This is a genomic window from Niveispirillum sp. KHB5.9, from assembly GCF_048066115.1.
Classification (GTDB): domain Bacteria; phylum Pseudomonadota; class Alphaproteobacteria; order Azospirillales; family Azospirillaceae; genus Niveispirillum.
This window is the reverse complement of the sequence record NZ_JBLTYX010000003.1, coordinates 393,701-413,323: the sequence shown is the minus strand read 5'-3', so window position 1 is coordinate 413,323 and position 19,623 is coordinate 393,701. Positions and strand designations below refer to the sequence as shown.

General features: G+C 66.2%; 17 protein-coding genes. 6 read left to right on the top strand and 11 right to left on the bottom strand.

Annotation, left to right across the window (positions count from 1 at the left end; genetic code table 11):
- Positions 1–43 precede the first annotated feature (43 nt).
- Both ACM9HJ_RS08610 and ACM9HJ_RS08605 read left to right on the top strand, forming a co-directional pair.
- A complete protein-coding gene (locus ACM9HJ_RS08610; protein WP_416571299.1) occupies positions 44–601 on the top strand; it encodes a hypothetical protein in 558 nt (185 codons plus the stop codon).
- A 61-nt stretch (positions 602–662) separates the two neighbouring features.
- Positions 663–1,634 (top strand): ABC transporter substrate-binding protein, encoded by a 972-nt coding sequence (locus tag ACM9HJ_RS08605; RefSeq protein ID WP_416571298.1) that lies wholly within the window; start codon positions 663–665, stop codon positions 1,632–1,634.
- A gap of 60 nt (positions 1,635–1,694) precedes the next feature.
- Here the strand turns inward: ACM9HJ_RS08605 and ahcY are convergent, their stop codons facing one another.
- The gene (gene ahcY / locus ACM9HJ_RS08600) at positions 1,695–2,990 is read right to left on the bottom strand and encodes an adenosylhomocysteinase (protein ID WP_416571297.1); all 1,296 of its coding nucleotides are present in this window, start codon (positions 2,988–2,990) and stop codon (positions 1,695–1,697) included.
- Positions 2,991–3,268: 278 nt separating this feature from the next.
- Between ahcY and ACM9HJ_RS08595 the strand changes: the two genes are divergently transcribed.
- Positions 3,269–3,424: a hypothetical protein gene (locus tag ACM9HJ_RS08595; RefSeq protein WP_416571296.1), complete on the top strand. Its 156-nt coding sequence runs from the start codon at positions 3,269–3,271 to the stop codon at positions 3,422–3,424.
- A 1-nt stretch (position 3,425) separates the two neighbouring features.
- Here the strand turns inward: ACM9HJ_RS08595 and ACM9HJ_RS08590 are convergent, their stop codons facing one another.
- The 4 genes from ACM9HJ_RS08590 to ACM9HJ_RS08575 all read right to left on the bottom strand — a co-directional run bounded on the left by ACM9HJ_RS08590 (position 3,426) and on the right by ACM9HJ_RS08575 (position 9,098).
- On the bottom strand, positions 3,426–6,281 hold the full coding sequence (locus ACM9HJ_RS08590) for an ATP-dependent DNA helicase (protein ID WP_416571295.1): 2,856 nt from the start codon (positions 6,279–6,281) through the stop codon (positions 3,426–3,428).
- A gap of 63 nt (positions 6,282–6,344) precedes the next feature.
- Entirely contained in the window at positions 6,345–7,208 is an 864-nt protein-coding gene (locus ACM9HJ_RS08585) for an SGNH/GDSL hydrolase family protein (protein WP_416571294.1), read from the bottom strand.
- 148 nt (positions 7,209–7,356) lie between these two features.
- A complete protein-coding gene (locus ACM9HJ_RS08580) occupies positions 7,357–8,472 on the bottom strand; it encodes an FIST signal transduction protein (protein WP_416571293.1) in 1,116 nt (371 codons plus the stop codon).
- Positions 8,469–9,098, bottom strand: a complete 630-nt coding sequence (locus ACM9HJ_RS08575; RefSeq protein WP_416571292.1) for an arylesterase — start codon at positions 9,096–9,098, stop codon at positions 8,469–8,471. Before ACM9HJ_RS08575 ends, ACM9HJ_RS08580 begins: the two co-directional genes overlap by 4 nt.
- Before the next feature lie 73 nt (positions 9,099–9,171).
- On the opposite strand from ACM9HJ_RS08575, the gene ACM9HJ_RS08570 reads away from it, so the two are divergent.
- The 3 genes from ACM9HJ_RS08570 (at position 9,172) to ACM9HJ_RS08560 (ending at position 13,051) form a co-directional block, all read left to right on the top strand.
- Complete coding sequence (locus tag ACM9HJ_RS08570; protein ID WP_416571291.1) at positions 9,172–9,900, top strand: ABC transporter ATP-binding protein; 729 nt, start codon at positions 9,172–9,174, stop codon at positions 9,898–9,900.
- Entirely contained in the window at positions 9,900–12,503 is a 2,604-nt protein-coding gene (locus ACM9HJ_RS08565) for an ABC transporter permease (RefSeq protein ID WP_416571290.1), read from the top strand. The genes ACM9HJ_RS08570 and ACM9HJ_RS08565 overlap by 1 nt, the downstream gene beginning before the upstream one ends.
- 95 nt (positions 12,504–12,598) lie before the next feature.
- Complete coding sequence (locus ACM9HJ_RS08560) at positions 12,599–13,051, top strand: PilZ domain-containing protein (protein WP_416571289.1); 453 nt, start codon at positions 12,599–12,601, stop codon at positions 13,049–13,051.
- A 209-nt stretch (positions 13,052–13,260) separates the two neighbouring features.
- Here the strand turns inward: ACM9HJ_RS08560 and ACM9HJ_RS08555 are convergent, their stop codons facing one another.
- The 6 genes from ACM9HJ_RS08555 to ACM9HJ_RS08530 all read right to left on the bottom strand — a co-directional run bounded on the left by ACM9HJ_RS08555 (position 13,261) and on the right by ACM9HJ_RS08530 (position 19,494).
- Entirely contained in the window at positions 13,261–13,830 is a 570-nt protein-coding gene (locus tag ACM9HJ_RS08555) for a DJ-1/PfpI family protein (protein ID WP_416571288.1), read from the bottom strand.
- Between the two features lie 399 nt (positions 13,831–14,229).
- Complete coding sequence (locus ACM9HJ_RS08550; protein ID WP_416571287.1) at positions 14,230–14,754, bottom strand: GNAT family N-acetyltransferase; 525 nt, start codon at positions 14,752–14,754, stop codon at positions 14,230–14,232.
- A 217-nt stretch (positions 14,755–14,971) separates the two neighbouring features.
- The gene (locus ACM9HJ_RS08545; RefSeq protein WP_416571286.1) at positions 14,972–16,627 is read right to left on the bottom strand and encodes a long-chain-fatty-acid--CoA ligase; all 1,656 of its coding nucleotides are present in this window, start codon (positions 16,625–16,627) and stop codon (positions 14,972–14,974) included.
- Positions 16,628–16,825: 198 nt separating this feature from the next.
- Positions 16,826–17,686 (bottom strand): flagellar motor stator protein MotA, encoded by an 861-nt coding sequence (gene motA, locus ACM9HJ_RS08540; protein ID WP_416571285.1) that lies wholly within the window; start codon positions 17,684–17,686, stop codon positions 16,826–16,828.
- Positions 17,687–17,788: 102 nt separating this feature from the next.
- Positions 17,789–18,910: a 3-dehydroquinate synthase gene (aroB, locus tag ACM9HJ_RS08535; protein WP_416571284.1), complete on the bottom strand. Its 1,122-nt coding sequence runs from the start codon at positions 18,908–18,910 to the stop codon at positions 17,789–17,791.
- Positions 18,911–18,936: 26 nt separating this feature from the next.
- Positions 18,937–19,494, bottom strand: a complete 558-nt coding sequence (locus tag ACM9HJ_RS08530; RefSeq protein ID WP_416571283.1) for a shikimate kinase — start codon at positions 19,492–19,494, stop codon at positions 18,937–18,939.
- Between the last annotated feature and the right edge of the window lie 129 nt (positions 19,495–19,623).

The following is a 19,623-nucleotide window of genomic DNA, read 5'->3' as shown; positions in this document are numbered from 1 at the left end:
TCCGCGACCATAGTTAGGCCCCGCGCTGGAGCGTTCGCGTCCCATGTCCCTGCTGATCCGTTCCCTGTTCGCCGCTTCCCTGACGCTGACCGTCCTGCCGGCGCTGGCCGCCAATCAGGACACCGCGCGCCCTGTCGGCCCCACCATGGGCGATATCGTCAAACAGGCCGAGCAACCCGCCCGCCCGGCCACGCAGGCCGCCCCGTCGGTGCAGCTGCCCTCTGCCGCCAACATGCCGACCATGGGCGACGTGGTGAAGCAGCAGGATGAACGGGCCAAGGCCGCTGCGGCTGCCGCCCCGGGCTGCACCCGCCCCAAGGCGCCGGGCAAGCTGCCCGATGGCAAGACCGCCACCGATGCGCAGATGCGCGAGGCGCAGGTGGCCGTGAAGACCTATGTCACGGAATCGGAAGCCTTCAATGTCTGCCTGGACAAGCTGGTCAAGGCCTCGCTGAACCGCATCTCCGGCCAGGAATATCTGGCGCTGATCCAGCAGTATGACCTGACCGTCACTGCCATGCAGATCTTCGCCGAACGCTTCAACGTGCAACTGCGTGCCTATCGCGCCAAGAGCGGCGGGGCCAACGGCGGCGGGCAGTAACTTGCACCCTGCCCGGCCCCTCCCGTAAGTTGGGGAGGATCAAATGGCCGGGGGACCTTGAATGCTGCGCCGTCAATTCGCATTGCTCTGTCTGGGTCTTGCCGCCCTGGTCCTGCCGGCAAGCGCGCAGGAGAAGCTGGTTTTCGCCACCGACTGGCGCGCCCAGGCCGAACATGGCGGCTTCTATCAGGCATTGGCCGCCGGGCTTTACAAGGCGCGCGGCCTGGACGTCACCCTGCGCCAGGGCGGTGTGGGCATGGACCCGCAGCAATTGCTGGCCGCCGGCGCCATCGATGCCGCCATGGGGTCCAACGGCTATTTCACCTTGAATCTGGTGGAGGCGGGTGCCCCCGTGGTGACAGTGGCCGCCCTGTTCCAGAAGGACCCCGTGATCCTGATGTCGCACGACCGGCCGGACGTGAACAATCTGGCCGACATGAAGGGCAAGCCCATCGCCATCGGCGATCCCACGGTGCACACGATCTGGCGCTACCTGAAATCCCGCTACGGGTTCGAGGATGCGCAGATCCGCAAATACACCTTCAACATCGCCCCGTTCCTGGTGAACAAGGGCGCCATCCAGCAGGGCTATGCGACCTCGGAACCGCTGACGGCGCTGAAGGGCGGAGCCAAACCCAAGGTCTTCCTGCTGGCCGATGACGGCTACCTGTCCTATGCCGCCACGATCATGGTGCGCAAGGAACTGGCGTCCAAACGCCCGGAAATCGTGCGCGCCTTCGTGGAAGCGTCGATCGAAGGCTGGAAACAGTATCTCCACGGCGACCCCACCGCCGCCAATGCCCTGATCAAACGCGACAATCCGGAAATGGACGATGAGGCGCTGGCCTTCGCGCGCGACAAGATGATCGCCTATGGGTTGGTGGAAAGCGGCGATGCGCTGACGCGGGGTATCGGGGTGATGACGCCCGAACGCTGGGAAGAATTCACCAGGCAGATGGTGACGCTGGGCATCTACAAGCCCGGCATCGACTGGCGCCAAGGCGTGGATTTCACCTTCCTACCCAAGCCATAAAACAAAACCCCCGCCGGTCGCCCGGCGGGGGTTCGCTTATCAGCCCGAAAAGGGCCGATATCAGTAGCGGTAATGATCCGGCTTGAACGGACCGGCCACCGGCACGGCGATGTACTCGGCCTGCTTCTCGGACAGCACGGTCAGCTTGGCGCCGATCTTGTCCAGGTGCAGGCGGGCCACCTTCTCGTCCAGGTGCTTGGGCAGCACATAGACCTTGTTTTCGTACTTGGCATGGTTCAGCCACAGCTCGATCTGGGCCAGCACCTGGTTGGTGAAGCTGGCGGACATCACGAAGCTGGGGTGGCCGGTGGCGCAGCCCAGGTTGACCAGGCGGCCCTTGGCCAGGACGATCAGGCGCTTGCCGTCGGGGAACACGACCTCGTCGACCTGCGGCTTGACCTCTTCCCACTTGTAGTTCTGCAGGGAAGCGATCTGGATCTCGCTGTCGAAATGGCCGATGTTGCAGACGATGGCGCGGTCCTTCATGGCGCGCATGTGATCCTGGGTAATCACATCCACGTTACCGGTGGCGGTCACGAAGATGTCGCCGACGGGGGCGGCGTCTTCCATGGTGACGACCTGATAGCCTTCCATGGCGGCCTGCAGGGCGTTGATCGGGTCGATCTCCGTCACCAGGACGCGGGCACCCTGGGTGCGCAGCGAGGCGGCGGAACCCTTGCCCACATCGCCATAGCCGGCGACGACGGCGACCTTGCCGGCGATCATCACGTCGGTGGCGCGCTTGATGCCGTCCACCAGCGACTCGCGGCAGCCATACAGGTTGTCGAACTTCGACTTGGTGACGCTGTCATTGACGTTGATGGCGGGGACCTTCAGCGTGCCGGCCTTGACCATCTCGTACAGGCGATGCACGCCGGTGGTGGTCTCTTCCGACAGGCCCTTAATCTCGGCCAGCATTTCCGGATACTTGTCGTGCATGATCTGGGTGACGTCGCCGCCATCGTCCAGGATCATGTTGGGGGTCCAGCCATCGGCACTGCGCAGCGTCTGCTCGATGCACCACCAGAACTCCTCCTCCGTCTCGCCCTTCCAGGCGAAGACCGGGATGTTGGCGGCGGCAATGGCGGCGGCGGCCTGATCCTGGGTGGAGAAGATGTTGCACGACGACCAGCGCACGGTGGCGCCCAGGGCCGTCAGCGTCTCGATCAGCACGGCGGTCTGGATGGTCATGTGCAGGCAGCCGACGATGCGGGCACCGGCCAGCGGCTTGGACGCGCCATATTCCGCACGCAGGGCCATCAGGCCCGGCATCTCGGTCTCGGCGATGGTGATTTCCTTGCGGCCCCAGCCGGCCAGCGAGATGTCGGCGACCTTGAAATCGGTGAAGGCGGTCATGATGGCTCCCTGTCGCGCCGGGGCGCGACCCCAATGGGGTTTACGAAAACGCAACCAGCGGCAGGCCATGATGGCTGCCGCATCTGGCGCAGGATGTATCAGGCGGAGCGATATGGGGCAAGCATAAAGATATCTTTATGTGTGCATCTGTTTGTTGCGGTTCGGTGTCGGCTCCGCGACACTTTGACGCCAGCCATGTGAATGAGGCGGATTGCCACCCCCGGCAAGCTGACTGAAACTTGATCCGTGGCGGGGGTATTTTCGGGTGGGACAGTGGTATGGACAATGGTGATCGGGAAGAGGACGGCAACCGGCGGATCGTGACGACGGAAGGCCAATCGGACGAACAGCGCCGGCAGGCCAAGCAGGCCGAACGCATCCGGGACCTGGAACGGCAGATGCGTGGCGCCGCGGCCTTTTCGCGCAAGCCATAACCTACGGCTGCAAGAACCCCCGCGTCACCCGCACGGCCTCGGCCAGACCGACCTTGCGCACCTCTACCCCCTCGGGGAAGGCGCCGACCAGACGTGACGGCATCATCGGGTCCAGCAGCACGAACACCCCCTGATCATCGGCGCGGCGTACCAGCCGGCCGAACGCCTGACGCAGGCGCAGGCGGGTGATCATGTCGTCAAAGCCGCGCCGTGCGGCGATCTTGTCGAAATAATTACGCCGCGCCTTGTGCAGGATATCGGGCCGGGGCCAGGGCACGCGGTCGAAGACGATCAGGCGCAGGGACCGGCCCGGCACATCGACCCCGTCGCGCACCGCATCGGTGCCCAGCAGGCAGGCATCCTCCTCTCCCCGGAAGATATCGACCAGGGTCGGCACATCCATGCCGTCCAGATGCTGGGCCAGCAATGGAATACCCGCTTCCTCCAGCGGCTCGGCGATGCGCTCATGCACGCCGCGCAGCCGCTGGATGGCGGTGAACAGGCCCAGGCCGCCGCCGCCCGCGGCCAGGAACAGCTCGCGGTAAGCCGCCGCCACCTGCCCCAGATCATCCTTGCGCACATCATTGACCACCAGCACGCGCGTCTGGCTGGCATAGTCGAAGGGGCTGGGCACGGCGGCGCGCAACGGCAGCGCACCCATATGGACGGTGCCGGTGCGCAGGTGGGCCGCCTGCCAATCCTGTTCCACATCGCCGGTACCGTCGGTCAGGGTGGCGCTGGTCAGGACCAGACCATGGGCGGCGGTGCCCACCGTGTCGGCGAACGGGATGGTGGGGTCCACCCAGTGGCGATACATGCCCAGATCGAAGTCGCGCCCCTCCAGCCGTTCCACCCCGAACCAGTCGACGAATTTGCGCGGCGTCTCGGCCTTCAGGCTTTGCAACATCAGACGCCAGCCATTGACTTCGTTCTGCGCCCGGCGCTTGCAGGCCCGCGCCACACTGTCCATGCGGCGGCGGGTTTCGGCCTCCAGCTCGTCGCTTTCCTCGTCCAGCATCTCGACCAGCCGGTCGGCCAGCTTCTCCAGCGGCGTGGCCAGCTTTAAGAGCGCGATGTCCAGGTCGTCGGCCAGATCCAGCATGCCGTCGGCCACCGGCTTGCAATCGGTCTCCAGGCTGTAGGGATTGTCCACGCCCTGGGCGCGGGCATAGACCTGACCGCGCACGGCCACCAGGAACGCCTCCAGCGGCCCCTTGGTCTCCCCGCCATGGATGCGCTGCGACCAGGCCTCCCCGGGCAGGATTTGGGCCGCTTGCTGAATCTCCTGCAAAAGTTCCAGCGATGCCTTGTCACCACCGACAAGGTCCTCCACCCGGCGGCGCAGGCCCCGCGCCCGGCTGCGACCCGATACTTCCGCGCCCAACAACCAGCGGCGCAGCTCGGCCGCTTCCGCTGCCGTCAGATGCCCGGCGAAGGCATTGTCGGCGGCGTCGAACACATGATGCCCCTCATCGAACACGTACCGCGTGGGCACATAGGCATCGTCTCCGCCACCCAGTGCGGCCTGCACCATGACCAGCGCATGGTTGGCGACGACGATGTCGGCCTTGCGGGCGCGGCGGACCGATTTCTCGATGAAGCAGCGGGTATAATGGGCGCAGGCATTATAAACGCATTCCCCCCGCCGGTCGGCCAGCCCCAGCGTGCGACCCTTGCCCAATATATCGACCAGCCAGCCGGGAAAATCGCCGCCGGCCATGTCGCCGTCACGGGTCGCCGCCGCCCAGCGCGCCATCAGGCCGATGGCACTGGCATAGGCCGGCTGGGTATGGGCGATATTGGCCGCTTCCTCCAGGTTCAGCAGGCACAGGTAATTCTCCCGCCCCTTGCGCACCACCACCCGCTTGGCCTTCACCGCCGGGTCGGGATGCAGCCGGTCCAGTTCCTTGTCGATCTGCTGCTGCAACTGTCTCGTATAGGTTGATATCCAAACGGGACCGTTATTCTTCTCCGCCCAGACCGTGGCCGGCGCCAGATAGCCCAATGTCTTGCCGACGCCCGTCCCGGCCTCCGCCAGCACGACGCGCGGCACGCCCTGTTCATCGCGCGGCGTGAAGGCGGTGGAGACGGCACTGGCATAATCGGCCTGCTGCGGCCGGGGCTCCGCCGCCGCCCCGCTGCCCACCAGTTCGGCCAGACGCCAGCGCGCCTCCGCAGGTTCCACCGGGATATGGCCGGGCGGCGGCTCCGGCGCCTCGGCCTGCCATTCCTTCAGGTGGTTCCAGATCATCAACCCACGCCGCGCCCGCCCGTCGCCCGGCCCGTGCGGCAGGCCCAGCGCCGCCATCACCGACGGCGCCCAGGACCAGCCGGCCTGCCCCATGAACCAGCCGATGCCGGCGGCGTCCGATCGCTCGCGCGGCTGCTTGCGTTTCTCGCCATCGGGCTCCGGCCGGTTGTTCTCCGCCAGTTCCGACAAGAGCGCGGAGGCACTGTCGATCAGCGACAGGGCCTCCGCCTCCGGATCGCCCGGCACCGGCTGCCCCGTGGCCTCGGCCAACCCCTTGGGCGTGGGCAGACAGAAGCGGGCGGGCCGCACGAAGGCGAACAGTTCCAGCACGTCGAACGGATCGGCCAGCCGCTCCGTCTTCAACCGCCGCCCCACGGCGCGGGCATGGGCCAGGATCACGTTCTGGTGACGCAGGCGATAGGCCGCCTCGTCATGCGGGATCAGCTCCACCTCGCCATCGGGCGTCATCCAGGTGACGCCGCGTGCCCCCACCACGATGGCCGGCGCATCGGGCAGCAGCAGGCGCGGCGGGGCCGTGCGCAACGGTGCCACCGCATCCGACGCCGAAGCGGCACCGGGCCGGCGAAAGGGAACGATCTCGCTCATGGGCGCGGAGTATAGGGACTTCGCACCGCCATGCATCAACAAAACAGGAACATCCGGCCGGCGTCAGTGTGGGGCGGGGCCTGCGACAATGTCCAAGGCGCCGTCCAGCCCCCGCGCCACGGCCGCCATGCCGTCTGCCGTCAGGTGATAGGCCAATGTCCCCGGTGGGCCGGGATACCCTGTCATCCAGGGATCGGCGGCGCAGGCATCATGCCCCGCCGACAGGCTGGATGCCTTCACCAGCAGGGCGCCACTGTCGCTGGCCACGCGCGCGGTGACCAGGGCCAGCTGGTCGGCCACCTTGCGCCCCTGGTCAGCCTGTTTCGGGGTCAGCGGCGTGGCGGCACAGATGCCCGTGGGCGGCAGAACGACCGAATAATCGACGAAGATCAGCAGGGCCGACGGCGCCCGCCGGCGCACCGCATCGGCCACCGCGCGCATGGCCTGATAGGCGGCTTCCAGGTCGCCATCCTTCAGTTCCACGCCCTTGACGCATTTGTCCGTCGGCCCGCCCGTGCGCGCCGCCAGGTTCAGGCAGGATTGCGACATCAGATTGCCGATATAGCGCAGATTGTTGCCGCCGATGGTGACGGTGACCAGCCGCGTGTCGGCATCCACTGCCTCCACCTGCGCCGGCAGCTCGTTCCACCCGACCAGCACGGCCGCCGTCGTGGCCCCGGAACAGGTGGCATCGACCAGCGTCAGGCTGCGTCTGGCCGCCAGCAGATGGGCATAGTTGCGGGTGGAGCGGCCGCAGCGGGCCGGCGCATCCGCCACGTAAGGGGGCAGGCCCGGTCCCGAAGCATAGGAACTGCCCAGGGCCACATATTTGGCACCGACCGGCAGTGTGTCGGCCGGTGCCCCCATCGCCATGACCAGAAGGGCGAACAGGCCGGCCAGGACGGAATGGTGGCGGAGGGGCGGCATGGCATGATCCTTGGCGGCGGACGGGAAAATCATCCCCATATTGCCATCGACCATGCCACGCGCGCCTGCAACCAGACGGGTAACCGCCAGGCGGATGGCATAGACGTCGGGGGCAGCGCCAATTGCTCGTCAGAATGCGAAAGCCATTTCACCCGAACAGGACCAGCACGCCGGTATAGCCGTAAAGCTGGGCGTTGGAGATTTCCCCGCCGGCGAAAAAGCCGGTCAAGGGGAAATCACCCAGATGCCGGCGGATCAGGTCGGTTTCCACCCCCTCCCTGCCGAACAGCCGGGCACCCCGCGCCACGCAGGTGACATAGATCCCGGCCTTGGGCGCATCGCCGCCCAGGCGGCGCTTCAGCCCCTCCAGCATGCGGACCATATCCGCCTCGGCCGCATCGGCATCGCGGCGGCAGAACTGGATGGGTTGGCCATCGCTGACATTCTCCCCGATGGCGATCCAGCCGCGTTCCAGGTCGATGGCCGTCAGGTCGCGGACCAGCCGGTCGCCCCGGTCATCGCCGCGAATGGGCAGCCCCGCCATGATCAGCCCGCCGATGCGGCGCAGATCACCGGCCAGTTCCGGGCCGATATCGGCCTTCAGCGCTTCCAGGGGCGACGCCCCGTCGATCTCCATCACCACATGCGCGTCGGCCTTGGTGATGGTGCGGACGGGGCCGATGGGGGTGCAGCCCTGGGTCAGGCCGGTAGCCACCGCGATATCGGCATCGAACATCACGCCCGACAGGCCCGGCCCGCTATCATGCCCGCACAGCACCGCCTGTTCCCCGCGCGACGCCGTCAGCCCACCGACGATGAACCCACCCGTGCGCCCCGCCACATCGGTCAGCAGCGTGGGCAGGCGCGCATGCTGCGGATCGCCATGCATCAGCATCAGCAGAGGCGCATGGTCGCGCAGCCAGGGCTGGACCGCGTCCAGCGGCGCCGTACCGTCGGTCAACGGGCCCAGCAGCTGCGCCGCACCGTCGGGCAGTCGTCCGATCAGGACGGAGATGGCGGGCCGGTCATACTGTTCGACACCGGTGCCGACCACGCCCAACCCCACCGTGCCCACCCAGTCGCGCACGCCGGTGACGCCGCGCAGCAGGGTGGCGATGGAACCCATCTGATCGGCCAGATGGTCGGTGACATAGAGCAGGCCGACATTGGCCCCCGGCACCAGGGTCAGGTTATCCAGGCACTGCTTGGCGGCGCTGGACCAGTCGGTGCCCGTGCCGATGGCGCTGGCGAAACCGTCGGTCACTTCCCACCCGCCTTGATCTTGTCCAGTGCTGCCGTGACCGTGGGCAGGATACGCGACACGATCACCGCCACCCCTTCCGCCGTCGGGTGCATCCCGTCCTCCAGGTTCAGCTTGGGGTCCATGGCCACCCCGTCCAGGAAGAAGGGGTAGAGCGGTACGCCATGCTTTTTGGCCAGTTCCGGATAGATGGCATCGAACACCTTGCCATATTCGCTGCCCAGGTTGCGGGGCGCCAGCATGCCGGCCAGGACGACGGGTACGTTCTTTTCCTTCAGCTTGGTCAGGATCGTATCCAGGTTTTCGCGCGTGCGGGCGGGGTCGATGCCGCGCAACCCGTCATTCGCCCCCAGTTCCACGATCATCAGGCCCGGCTTGTCCGCCAGGATCCAGTCCAGCCGCGACAGGCCGCCCGACGTCGTCTCCCCCGACACGCCGGTATTGGGGACGCTGACATCATAGCCCTTGGCCTTCAGCGCGACTTCCAACTGGCTGGTGAAGGCGCCTTCGCGCGGCAGGCGGTATCCCGCCGACAGGCTGTCGCCCAACACGATGATCTTTGTCGGGGCTGGTGTGACCTGCGCCACCGCACCCGATGGGGCCAAAAGGCACAAAAGCATCAGGATCATTGTGCCGATTCGGTTGAAAGCGCCCCCCAAGGGGCCATATCGGTTCGGATCACCCTTGCTGCGAAGGTTTGTCATGGCGATGCCCATTGTTCCGGCCGATCCCGTTGTCCAGTTGCGCGATATCCGTCTTAAGCTGGAGAGCGAGGCGGGCAGCGTCAACATCCTGAAAGGCATCGATCTGCATGTCGGCCGTGGCGAGAAGGTGGGTGTCGTCGGTCCCAGCGGGTCCGGCAAGTCGTCGATGATGATGATCCTGGGCGGTTTGCAGCCCCCCACCTCCGGCTCCGTGCAGGTGAAGGGCCATGAACTGACACGGATGAGCGAGGATGAACTGGCGCGGTTCCGCCGCGACGAGGTCGGGATTGTCTTCCAGTCCTTCCACCTGATCCCGACCATGACGGCGCTGGAGAATGTCGCCATCCCCCTGGAATTCGCCGGAGCGCCCGACGCGTTCGACCGGGCGCAGAAGGGGCTGGAGGCGGTGGGGCTGGGCCATCGCCTGACCCATTATCCCGGACAGCTGTCGGGCGGGGAGCAGCAGCGCGTGGCCCTGGCCCGGGCGTTTGCGCCCGAACCCTCGCTGCTGCTGGCGGACGAACCCACCGGCAATCTGGATGGCGATACCGGCAAGCGCATCATCGAATTGATGTTCGCCATGGCCGACCGGGTGGGCACCACCATCGTCCTGATCACCCATGATTCCGGCCTGGCGCGGCAATGCGACCGGGTCATCCGGCTGGTCGATGGCCTGATCGTGGATGATACACGCGGCGACGTGAAGCATCTGGCGGCGGGGCGGTGATGACGGCCACGACCCTTTCCCAAGGTACCAGCACGGGTGCGGCCCACGGCGACACCCTGTCGCAATGGAAGCTGGCCTTCACCATCGCGCGGCGGGAACTGCGCGGCGGCTTGTCGGGCTTCCGCATCTTCATCGCCTGTCTGGCCATCGGCGTGGGGGCGATCGCCACCGTGCAGTCGATCTCCAGCGGCATCGAGGATGCGATGCGCAGCGACGGGCGCGCCATCCTGGGCGGCGACATCGCGGCCCGCATCCTCTACCGCCAAGCCACGCCCGAACAGCTTGCCTTCCTGACGGCACGCGGCGAGGTGATGACATCGGCCGAAATGCGCGCCATGGCCCGCGATCCCGATGATGGCGGCACCAGTGCCCTGGTGGAGCTGAAATCGGTCGGCAGCAACTATCCGCTATACGGCAGCTTCGACATCCAGGGGCCGGACGGGCAGCCGCAGCCGGCCGACATCCAGGCCCTGCTGGCCGACCGCGAGGGCCGATTCGGCACGGTGATCGAGGATACGCTGGCCGGGCGCCTGAACCTGAAGGTCGGATCGCTGGTCAGCATCGGCGGCATCAATGTGGAAGTGCGCGGCCTGATCGCGCGGGAGCCGGACAAGGCCGGATCGGGCAGTTTCAGCCTCGGCCCCCGTTTGATGCTGTCCGACGTGGCATTGGCCAAGACCGAGCTGGTGCAGCCCGGCAGCCTGATCACCTGGTCCTACCAAGTGAAGCTGAACCCGGACGTCAGCATCAAGGATTTCCGCGACCAGGCCAAGGCGGAGGTGGCGGATGCCCCCTGGCGCCTGCGCGATTACATGAACGCCGCCCCCCAGCTGGCACGGTTCATCGACCGCATGACCCTGTTCCTGACCCTGGTGGGGCTGACGGCCCTGCTGGTCGGCGGCGTCGGCGTGGGCAATGCCGTGCGGGCGTACCTGGATACCAAGTCCAACACCATCGCCACGCTGAAATGCGTGGGCGCGCCCGGTTCCCTGATCTTCAAGACCTATCTGATCCAGATCCTGGCCTTGGCCACCGTCGGCATCGCGCTGGGTCTGGTGGTGGGCACGGTGGCGCCGCTGGCCACGGGCCAGGCCCTGTCGGAACTGCTGCCGATCACGGCACGCATCGGCGTCTATCCGGGTGCCTTGGCCATTGCCGCCGGATTCGGCTTCCTGACGGCACTGGCCTTCTCGCTTTGGCCATTGGGCCATGCGCGGGAGGTGCCGGCCGTGGCCCTGTTCCGCGAACTGGTGCAGAAGGCCAAGGGGCGGCCACGCGCCGCCTATCTGGCCGGCATCGCCGTATCTGGCCTGGGGCTGGCGGGGCTGGCCGTGGCCACGGCACAGGAAAAGGGCTTCGCCGCCGCCTTCGTCGTCGGGGCGCTGGCCGTGCTGGGCCTGTTCTGGCTGGCCGGGATCGGCGTGACGCGCGCCGCCAAGGCCGTGGGCCGGCCGCGCCTGCCCGTCCTGCGCCTGGCGCTGGCCAATATCCACCGGCCGGGCAGCCCGACCAGTGCCGTGGTCCTGTCGCTGGGCCTGGGCCTGACCGTGCTGGTCGCCATCGCCCTGATCGAGGCGAATTTCCAGAAGGAAGTGTCGGACCGGCTGCCCGCCAATGCGCCGGCCTTCTTCTTTGTCGATATCCAGCCCGATCAGGTGGCGGATTTCCGTCAGACGGTGCTGTCCGTGCCCGGCACCAAAGACCTGAACCTCGTACCCAACCTGCGTGCCCGCATCGTGGCCGTGAACGGGGAGGAGGCGGAAAAGGCGCTGAAGACCAAGGAATATTCCTGGGTTCTGAATGGCGACCGCGGCATCACCTATCAGGCGGAACCGCCGGCCAATGACAAGGTATTGGCGGGCGAATGGTGGCCCGCCGATTACCAGGGTCCGCCCAAGCTGGCCGTGTCGAAGGAGATCGCGGAAAGCTTCGGCATCGGGCCGGGGGCCAAGATCACCATCAATGTCCTGGGCCGCGATATCGAGGGTGAGGTGGCCGTGGTCCGCGAGCTGGACTGGGACACGATCACCATCAATTTCACCCTGGTCTTCTCCCCCGGCGTGCTGGAGGCGGCACCGCAGACCTTCCTGGCGACCGTGCAGGCGCCGGAGGCGGCGGAACCAGCCGTGCAGCGCAATGTGGCCGTGAAGTTCAGCAATATCAGTGCCGTACGCGTCAAGGACGCGCTGAATACCGTGTCGGAGATCCTGGTCAATGTCGGGCTGGCCGTACGCCTGACAGCGGCGGTGACCCTGCTGGCCGGTACGCTGGTGCTGGCCGGCGCGGTCGCAGCCGGTCATAAGCGGCGTGTCTATGACGCGGTCGTGCTGAAGGTGCTGGGCGCCACGCGGACCACCGTATTGCGTGCCTTTCTGCTGGAATATGGCCTGCTGGGCCTGATCACGGCGGCGGTGGCGGGAATTCTGGGCACCATCGTCGCCTGGATCGTGGTGACGGAAGTGATGGATTTCGGTTTCGTCTTCATGCCCTGGGCCGTAATCAGCACGGCCTTACTTTGCACTGCGATCACCTTGACCTTGGGCTTCATTGGCACCTGGCGGGCCCTTGGTCAGCCGGCCGCCCCTATCCTTCGGATTGATTGACGACAATTGCCGCTGTCTGTTGTAGATATGTATCTGATCGTTGCCCACGCGCTATAGGCGTGGGCAACAAACGGCATGTATCGGGTGGGACAGCGATGCAGGTGGCGACGATGGAACCGGCAGTGAAGGCCGATAGTGGCGGCCCGATCCCGGACGAGGCGTTGAATGCCAAGCTGCTGGCCTGCTGGCAGGCGGCACTGAATACCGACGACCCCGATGAAAGCCAGCGCTGGGTGGACATGGCCGAATGGCTGGCCCATCGCGACGATGACCGGCCCGCCCCCAGCAACCGCAAGCGTACCGCCGCCGAACGCCGCCGCTTCCCCCGCGTGCCCGTGCGCAGCCCGGCCCTGTTCGCCCTGGGCGACCGGGTGATCAGGGGGGAAACGGTGAACCTGTCGCGCACCGGCGCCTGCTTCGCCTGCACCGGGCCGGACGGGCTGGAAACGGAAATGACGGGCATCTTCTCCGTCCGCGGCTGGGTGGAGGATCGTCCCGCCCGCATCGTGGCGCTGGACCCCGGGCAGATCAGGCTGCAGTTCGATTGATAGAAACGCCTGGTCGATAATCTACCAAAGAAAAACCCCGCCATCCAAGCCGGACGGCGGGGTTTTTGTTGGACTGAAAGCAGACCCTATACAACGGCATGAGTTCTTGGTTCATGCCGTTGGAGGCCGGCGACTGCCGGCCCGCGCCTCGTGGCGCGTGAGCCAAGCCGCCGGATGGCGGCGCCCGGCACCTGAGGGAGCATAAAAGATCAGGCGGCGGCCTTGCGCTGTTCGACGGCGGCGACGAAGTTGCGCAGCATGGCGTCGACCAGCTCGCTCATGTCTTCGCTGCTCTTGGCGGTCAGCAGGACGCGGTCCTGCACGATGGCCTCGTCCGACCACTTGGCACCGGCGGCCTCCAGGGCGGCGCGGGCGCTCTCGGCACCGGTCACGGTGCGGCCCTTGATGCGCTCCACCAGGGCCAGCAGTTCGACGCCCTTGCCGAAGGCGACGATGCCCTTGCCGCTGTCGACGAAGCTGCCGACGATGCGGCGGGTATGCGGGTTGGCGGCCAGCTTGGCCACCGAACGGTCGCCGCCCGGCAGGACCAGGAAGTCGAAATCGGCGGCCAGCACCTCACCGACATGACGGTCGGTGGGGAAGTAATGGCCCCAGGAAGCGCCGTGCCAGCCATTCACCAGGCCCTGTTCGGGCGAGATCACCTTCGGCTTGGCGCCGGCCTTCAGGAGGGCGCGCTGCGGATCGGTCATCTCCAGCTCTTCGAAGCCATTGGCGACGAGGATGGCGATGTTCTTTCCGGCAAGCAGTTGTTCAGTCAAAATATATCTCCTTCAGGTTGGTCCGCCGAGCCCGATGCCGATCCGGGATCGGCGAAGCCATGGGCGGAGAACGTCCCGGCCGGGCCGGAGCGTCCGAATTAGCCATGCCGAAAGCGGCGTTCGATCCCGATCCCACCATCCGGCCCAGCGGCACGGGGAGCCGGCAGGTGAGCCGGCCCGGGATTGATCCAGGTACGCCGCGAGCATCCGCGCGAACCCGTCAGGCGGGATCGGTCGGGTCTCTGGCCCCCTTGGCATCCCATGGGGATAGGGGGCGGGTTACGTCTTTTCATGCATGGGGCGGTAATTGGCCTTTCGCGTGCGCAAGGTCAATCCGCATTTCCCTCATCCCAGCCATCACACGATGGTGGGCCGGATGTTGAAGGGGATATTAACCTTTCAGGCGAAGCCAGCCGGCCGCCGTTCCAGCACGATGTCGGTGGCGTCGTCGCCGACCAGGATGAAGCCGGCGCGGGCCAGCAGCCGGCGGGCGGGATTGTCGTAGAAAAGGTCGGCACGCAGCGTACGGCCGGCCTGATCGGCCACACCGCAGAGGGCGGACAATGCCTTGCCCCCCCGTCCCTGCCGCCGCGATCCGGGCAACAGCGTCAGGTCCAGCAGGGTGACGATACCGCTGGATGGCCAGTCCAGCATCATCATGCCGATGGTGCGCCCGCCTTCCCCCAGCAGCAGGGTCACCGCCCCGGGGTGCCGCCGGCCCAGGGCAGCCAACCGGCCCTCCACCTGGGCCCCCACCAGCACGGCGCGGGCCGATCCCGGAATGCCGGTCAGCATATGCGCGGCATCCGCCCCGACGATCTGGCGCAGCAACGCCCGGTCACCGCTGAGGGCAACGCGCGCCAGCATCCCGTCCAGGGCGCCAATCAGGGCGGCAATCGGGTCGGCAGAGGGAACCTGTGTCATGACGCAACGATCCTGGGTTGCATGATGCCCCCACGATAACCGCGCATGCCCCCCCTTCGCCTGTGAATTGCTTCACGCCGCGGATTGTGCGCGGCGGCGCCGATTGTGCGCCAGGTGATCGGCGCCTTATACCATGTCCCGGTGATCGTAACCGATCACCGGCCTCAGTCGCCGCCGAACCAATTCCCGATGAGTCCAACTCATCGGGAATTTGGTATTACTCCGCCGCGGCCCCCGCGGTCGGGAGCGGATGGGACAGGAAGCGCTTGCGCAGCTCCGTCTTCAGCAGCTTGCCCGTGGCCGAATGCGGCAGTTCGGGAACGAAGACGATGTCGTCGGGCAGCCACCATTTGGCCACCTCCCCCTCCAGATGGCGCATCAGCCCTTCCTTGTCGGGCTCATGCCCCGCACGCGTCACGATGATCAGCAGCGGCCGTTCCACCCAGCGCGGATGCGGCACGCCGACCACGGCCGCCTCCTGCACCGACGGGTGCCCCATGGCGGCATTTTCCAGATCGATGGAGCTGATCCATTCGCCACCGGATTTGATCACGTCCTTGGCGCGATCGACGATGCTCATGGCGCCGTCGGCGCTGATCACCGCCACATCGCCGGTCTTGAACCAGCCATCGGGCGTGAAGGCGCTCTCATTGGCCTTTTCGTCCTTGTAGTAGCCACGGGTGATCCAGGGGCCGCGCACGGCCAGTTCGCCATAGGAGGTGCCGTCGCGCGGCTGGTCGTTGCCATCGGGTCCGATCACGCGCATTTCCACGCCATAGAGCGGCCGGCCGGCCCGCAGCTTGGCATCATGCTGCTGTTCGACGGGTAGGGCGGCCTCGGCCTGCGACAGCGCCCCCACCGTGCCCACGGGCGACAGTTCCGTCATGCCCCAGCCCTGGACGCAGGCCACACCATGGGTCAGCTCGAATTCCTCCAGCATGGCGCGCGGCAGGGCGGAGCCACCGACCGTCACCGATTGCAGACTGGTGAACTTCGCCCCCGTGGCCCGCATATGGGCCAGCAGGCCCAGCCACACCGTGGGCACGCCCGAGGAGACGGTGACCTTCTCCTGCTCCATCAGCTCATAGACGCTTTTGCCGTCCAGCCGGGGGCCGGGCAGTACCAGCTTGGACCCGATGATGGCGGCGGCATAGGGATAGCCCCAGGCATTGGCGTGGAACAGCGGCACAACCACCAGCACGCTGGCCGATGCCCTGATCTCCAGCCCCGGCGCGGTCAGCACGCCATAGGCATGCAGCACCGACGAACGGTGGGAATAGAGCACGCCCTTGGGATTGCCCGTGGTGCCCGACGTGTAGCAAAGGCCGCAGGCCGTGTTCTCATCGAACTCCTGCCAGTCATATTCGTCACTCTGCGACGCCAGCAGCGTCTCATAGCAGAGCAGATTGGGGATCACGGCGCTGGCCGGCATGAGTTCCGGGCGGGTCAGGACGACCACGCCTTCCACGCCCTTCAGGGCCGGCCACAGCTTTTCCACCAAAGGCACGAACATCGGGTCCACGAACAGGAACCGGTCCTCGGCATGGTTGACGATATAGGTGATCTGGTCGGGGAACAGGCGCGGGTTGACCGTGTGGCAGACGGCGCCAATGCCGGGCAGGGCGTAGTAGAGTTCCAGATGCCGGTGGTCGTTCCAGGCCAGCGTGCCCACCCGGTCACCGGCCTTCACGCCCAAGGCGTCCAGCGCATGGGCCAGCCGCGCCGACCGGTGCCAGGCGTCCTTCCACGTATAGCGATGCGGTCCCTCCACCGCGAAGCGCGAGGTGATCTCCTGATCCGCGTGGTTCAGCGCGGCATGCCGCAGCAGACCGGTGGTCAACAGCGGCCGGTCCATCATCATTCCTGCGAGCATTCGGATCTTCCTCCCAAGGGTTTATCGGCCAAGCCTTCTTGCATGGCTTGCATGCGTATAGCTTGGGGTTTTCCGTCTGCCGTTTCCAGAGGGATTTAAACGCTTGTTCCAAATTTTTCCGACGACGCAGACATGAGTGCGGGCAACAAAAAACCCGACCGCGTTGCCGGGGCCGGGCTTCGATGAAATCAACCGCCGTCAGTTGATCTGCGACAGGATTTCTTCCAACTCGTTGAAGTCGGGCATGTATTCGGTGGGCACCTTTTTTCGGGCCGCCTCGATCGACACCTGCGGCGCATATCCACCCAGATGCGCCACGATGGCCGTCTTGATCACGCCGAAGAACATGCTGTCTTCCTCCGCGATGCCCTTCAGGCGCCCCGCGATGGGGGCGGCCAGGCAATAGGCCAGGAAGATGCCCATGAAGGTGCCGACGAGCGCGCCGCCAATCAGCTTGCCCAGCACTTCCGGTGGTTCGGTAATCGACGCCATGGTCTTGATCACGCCCAGCACCGCCGCCACGATGCCCAGCGCCGGCAGCGCGTCGGCCAGACCCTGGATGGCGTGGGAGGAATGCTGGTCCTCATGCTTCATCTTGTCGATCTCCTGCTCCATCAGGCTTTCCATCTCGATGGGGTTGTCGACCCCGATGGAGAACATGCGCAGGTAGTCGGAGATGAACTTGACCGTGAGGTTGCTTTTCATCACGGCGGGATAGGCGTTGAAGATGTTGCTTTCCATGGGCTTTTCGATGTGCTGCTCGATGGCCAGCACACCCTTGCTCTTCATGGTCTTCAGGATCTGGTAGAGCAGGGAAAGCAGCTCGATATATTCCTTCTTATGGAATTTCGAGCCGGCGAAGATCTTCTTGATATCCGCACCCGACGCCTTGACCGTATGGGCGGAATTGGTGATCAGGAACGATGACAGGCCCGACCCGCCGATGATCATCACTTCCTTGGGCAGCGCCTCCAGGATGATGCCCATCTTGCCGCCGAAGATGACGTAACCGCCGAAGACGCAAAAGAACACGCCGACCAGGCCGATAATGGCGAACATGCGCTACCCCGGATGCTTGGGCCCCGCCTTGGACCGATCGGCCAAGGTAAACCAACATGTTGGCAAAACCAACATGACAGAGGGTCAGGTCTTCCGCCGCTCTCACCCCGCCAGCGACGCCGCCAGCACGATCTTCACATCCTCCAGCGCCACGTCGGCGCAGCGGAAGGCCTTGCCGATGCCACGGGCCAGGATGAAGGTGACGCGGCCATCCTTGACCTTCTTGTCCTTGGCCATATGGGCGGCCAGCTTGTCGACGGTCCAGGTCCCACCGCCCAGATGGGCGGCCGACACCGGCAGGCCGACAGCCGACAGATGCGCCTTCGCCCGCGCCAGATCGGCGGCGGGGCACAGGCCCATGCGCACCGACAGGTCGAAGGCCATGACCATGCCGATGGCGACCGATTCGCCATGCAGCAGGGCGCCGCCATAACCGGCCTCGGCCTCCAGCGCATGGCCGAACGTGTGGCCCAGGTTCAGCAACTCGCGCAGGCCGGCTTCCTTCTCGTCCTGGCCGACGATGTCGGCCTTGGCGGCGCAGGAGACGCGGATGGCCTCGGTCAGCAGCACGTCGTCACCATCGACCAGTGCCTTGCCGTTGGCTTCCAGCCAGGTGAAGAAATCCGGCCGGTCGATCAGGCCGTATTTCACCACCTCGGCATAGCCCGCCAGCACCTCGCGCTTGGGCAAGGTCTTCAGGCTGTCGGTGTCGGCCAGGACCAGGCGCGGCTGGTGGAAGGCGCCGATCAGGTTCTTGCCATGGCGGCTGTTGATGCCGGTCTTGCCGCCGACCGAGCTGTCCACCTGGGACAAGAGCGTCGTCGGCACCTGGATGAAATCGATGCCGCGCAGCGCAATGGCGGCGGCAAACCCGCCCAGGTCACCCACCACGCCGCCACCCAGCGCCACCAGCACCGTCTTGCGCTCGATCCCGCGCGACAGCAGGGCGTCCATCACCTCGCCCAGCTTTTCCATATCCTTGCTGGCCTCGCCCGACGGCACCACGATGGGTTCCAGCACCTTCGCCCCCGCCGCGCGCAAACTGTCCTGCAACGGTGCCAGATGCAGGCCGGCCACGGCGCTGTCGGTCAACACCACCAGCGGCCGGTTGCCCACCACATCGCGGATCAGTGTGCCGGCATTGGCGATCAGGCCCGGCCCGATATGGATGTCATAGGAACGGTCATCCAGGGCGACGGGAACGATGGTGCGCTTGGGCGTCATGGGTACGGTTCCAGATATCGGATAGGTCAGGCGGCGGTGCTGTCGGCGTCGCCCAGCCATTGGCGCAGCGCCACGATCACCCGGTCGGTGGTGACATCGGGCGGGCTGTCGTCGCTGTCCACGGTCAGGTCGGCCTGGGCATAGACGGGGTAGCGCACCTCCATCAGCCGGCCCAGCACCGTATGCGGGTCGCCCTGGCGCAGCAGTGGGCGATGGTCGCGCCGCGCCGTGCGGTGGACCAGCAGGTCCAGATCGGCGCGCAACCAGACGGAGATGCCGCGATCGCGGATCAGCTGGCGGGTGCCTTCATCCATGAAAGCACCACCGCCCGTGGACAGGACCTGGACGGGCTGTTCCAGCAGCCGCGCGATGACCCGGCGTTCGCCGTCGCGGAAACCCGCCTCACCGAACCGGTCGAAGATTTCCTGTATGGTGCAGCCGGCGGCCCGTTCGATCTCATGGTCGGCATCGACGAAGGGCAGATGCAGCTTGGTGGCCAGACGCTTGCCGATGCTGGTCTTGCCGGCCCCCATCAGGCCGATCAACACCAGGGTCTTGGGCACGGGCAGGGGCGTGGCGCACATGGGGATCGGGGTCCTGCTGACCGATGGCGGATGGTGGCGCGATTGCCAGCCCCAGGCATGGACGCTATGGTTGCTGGCAAGGCCACCGGAACGGACGTTTCCATAGCACGAGGGGGTGGGGTCGCCCAA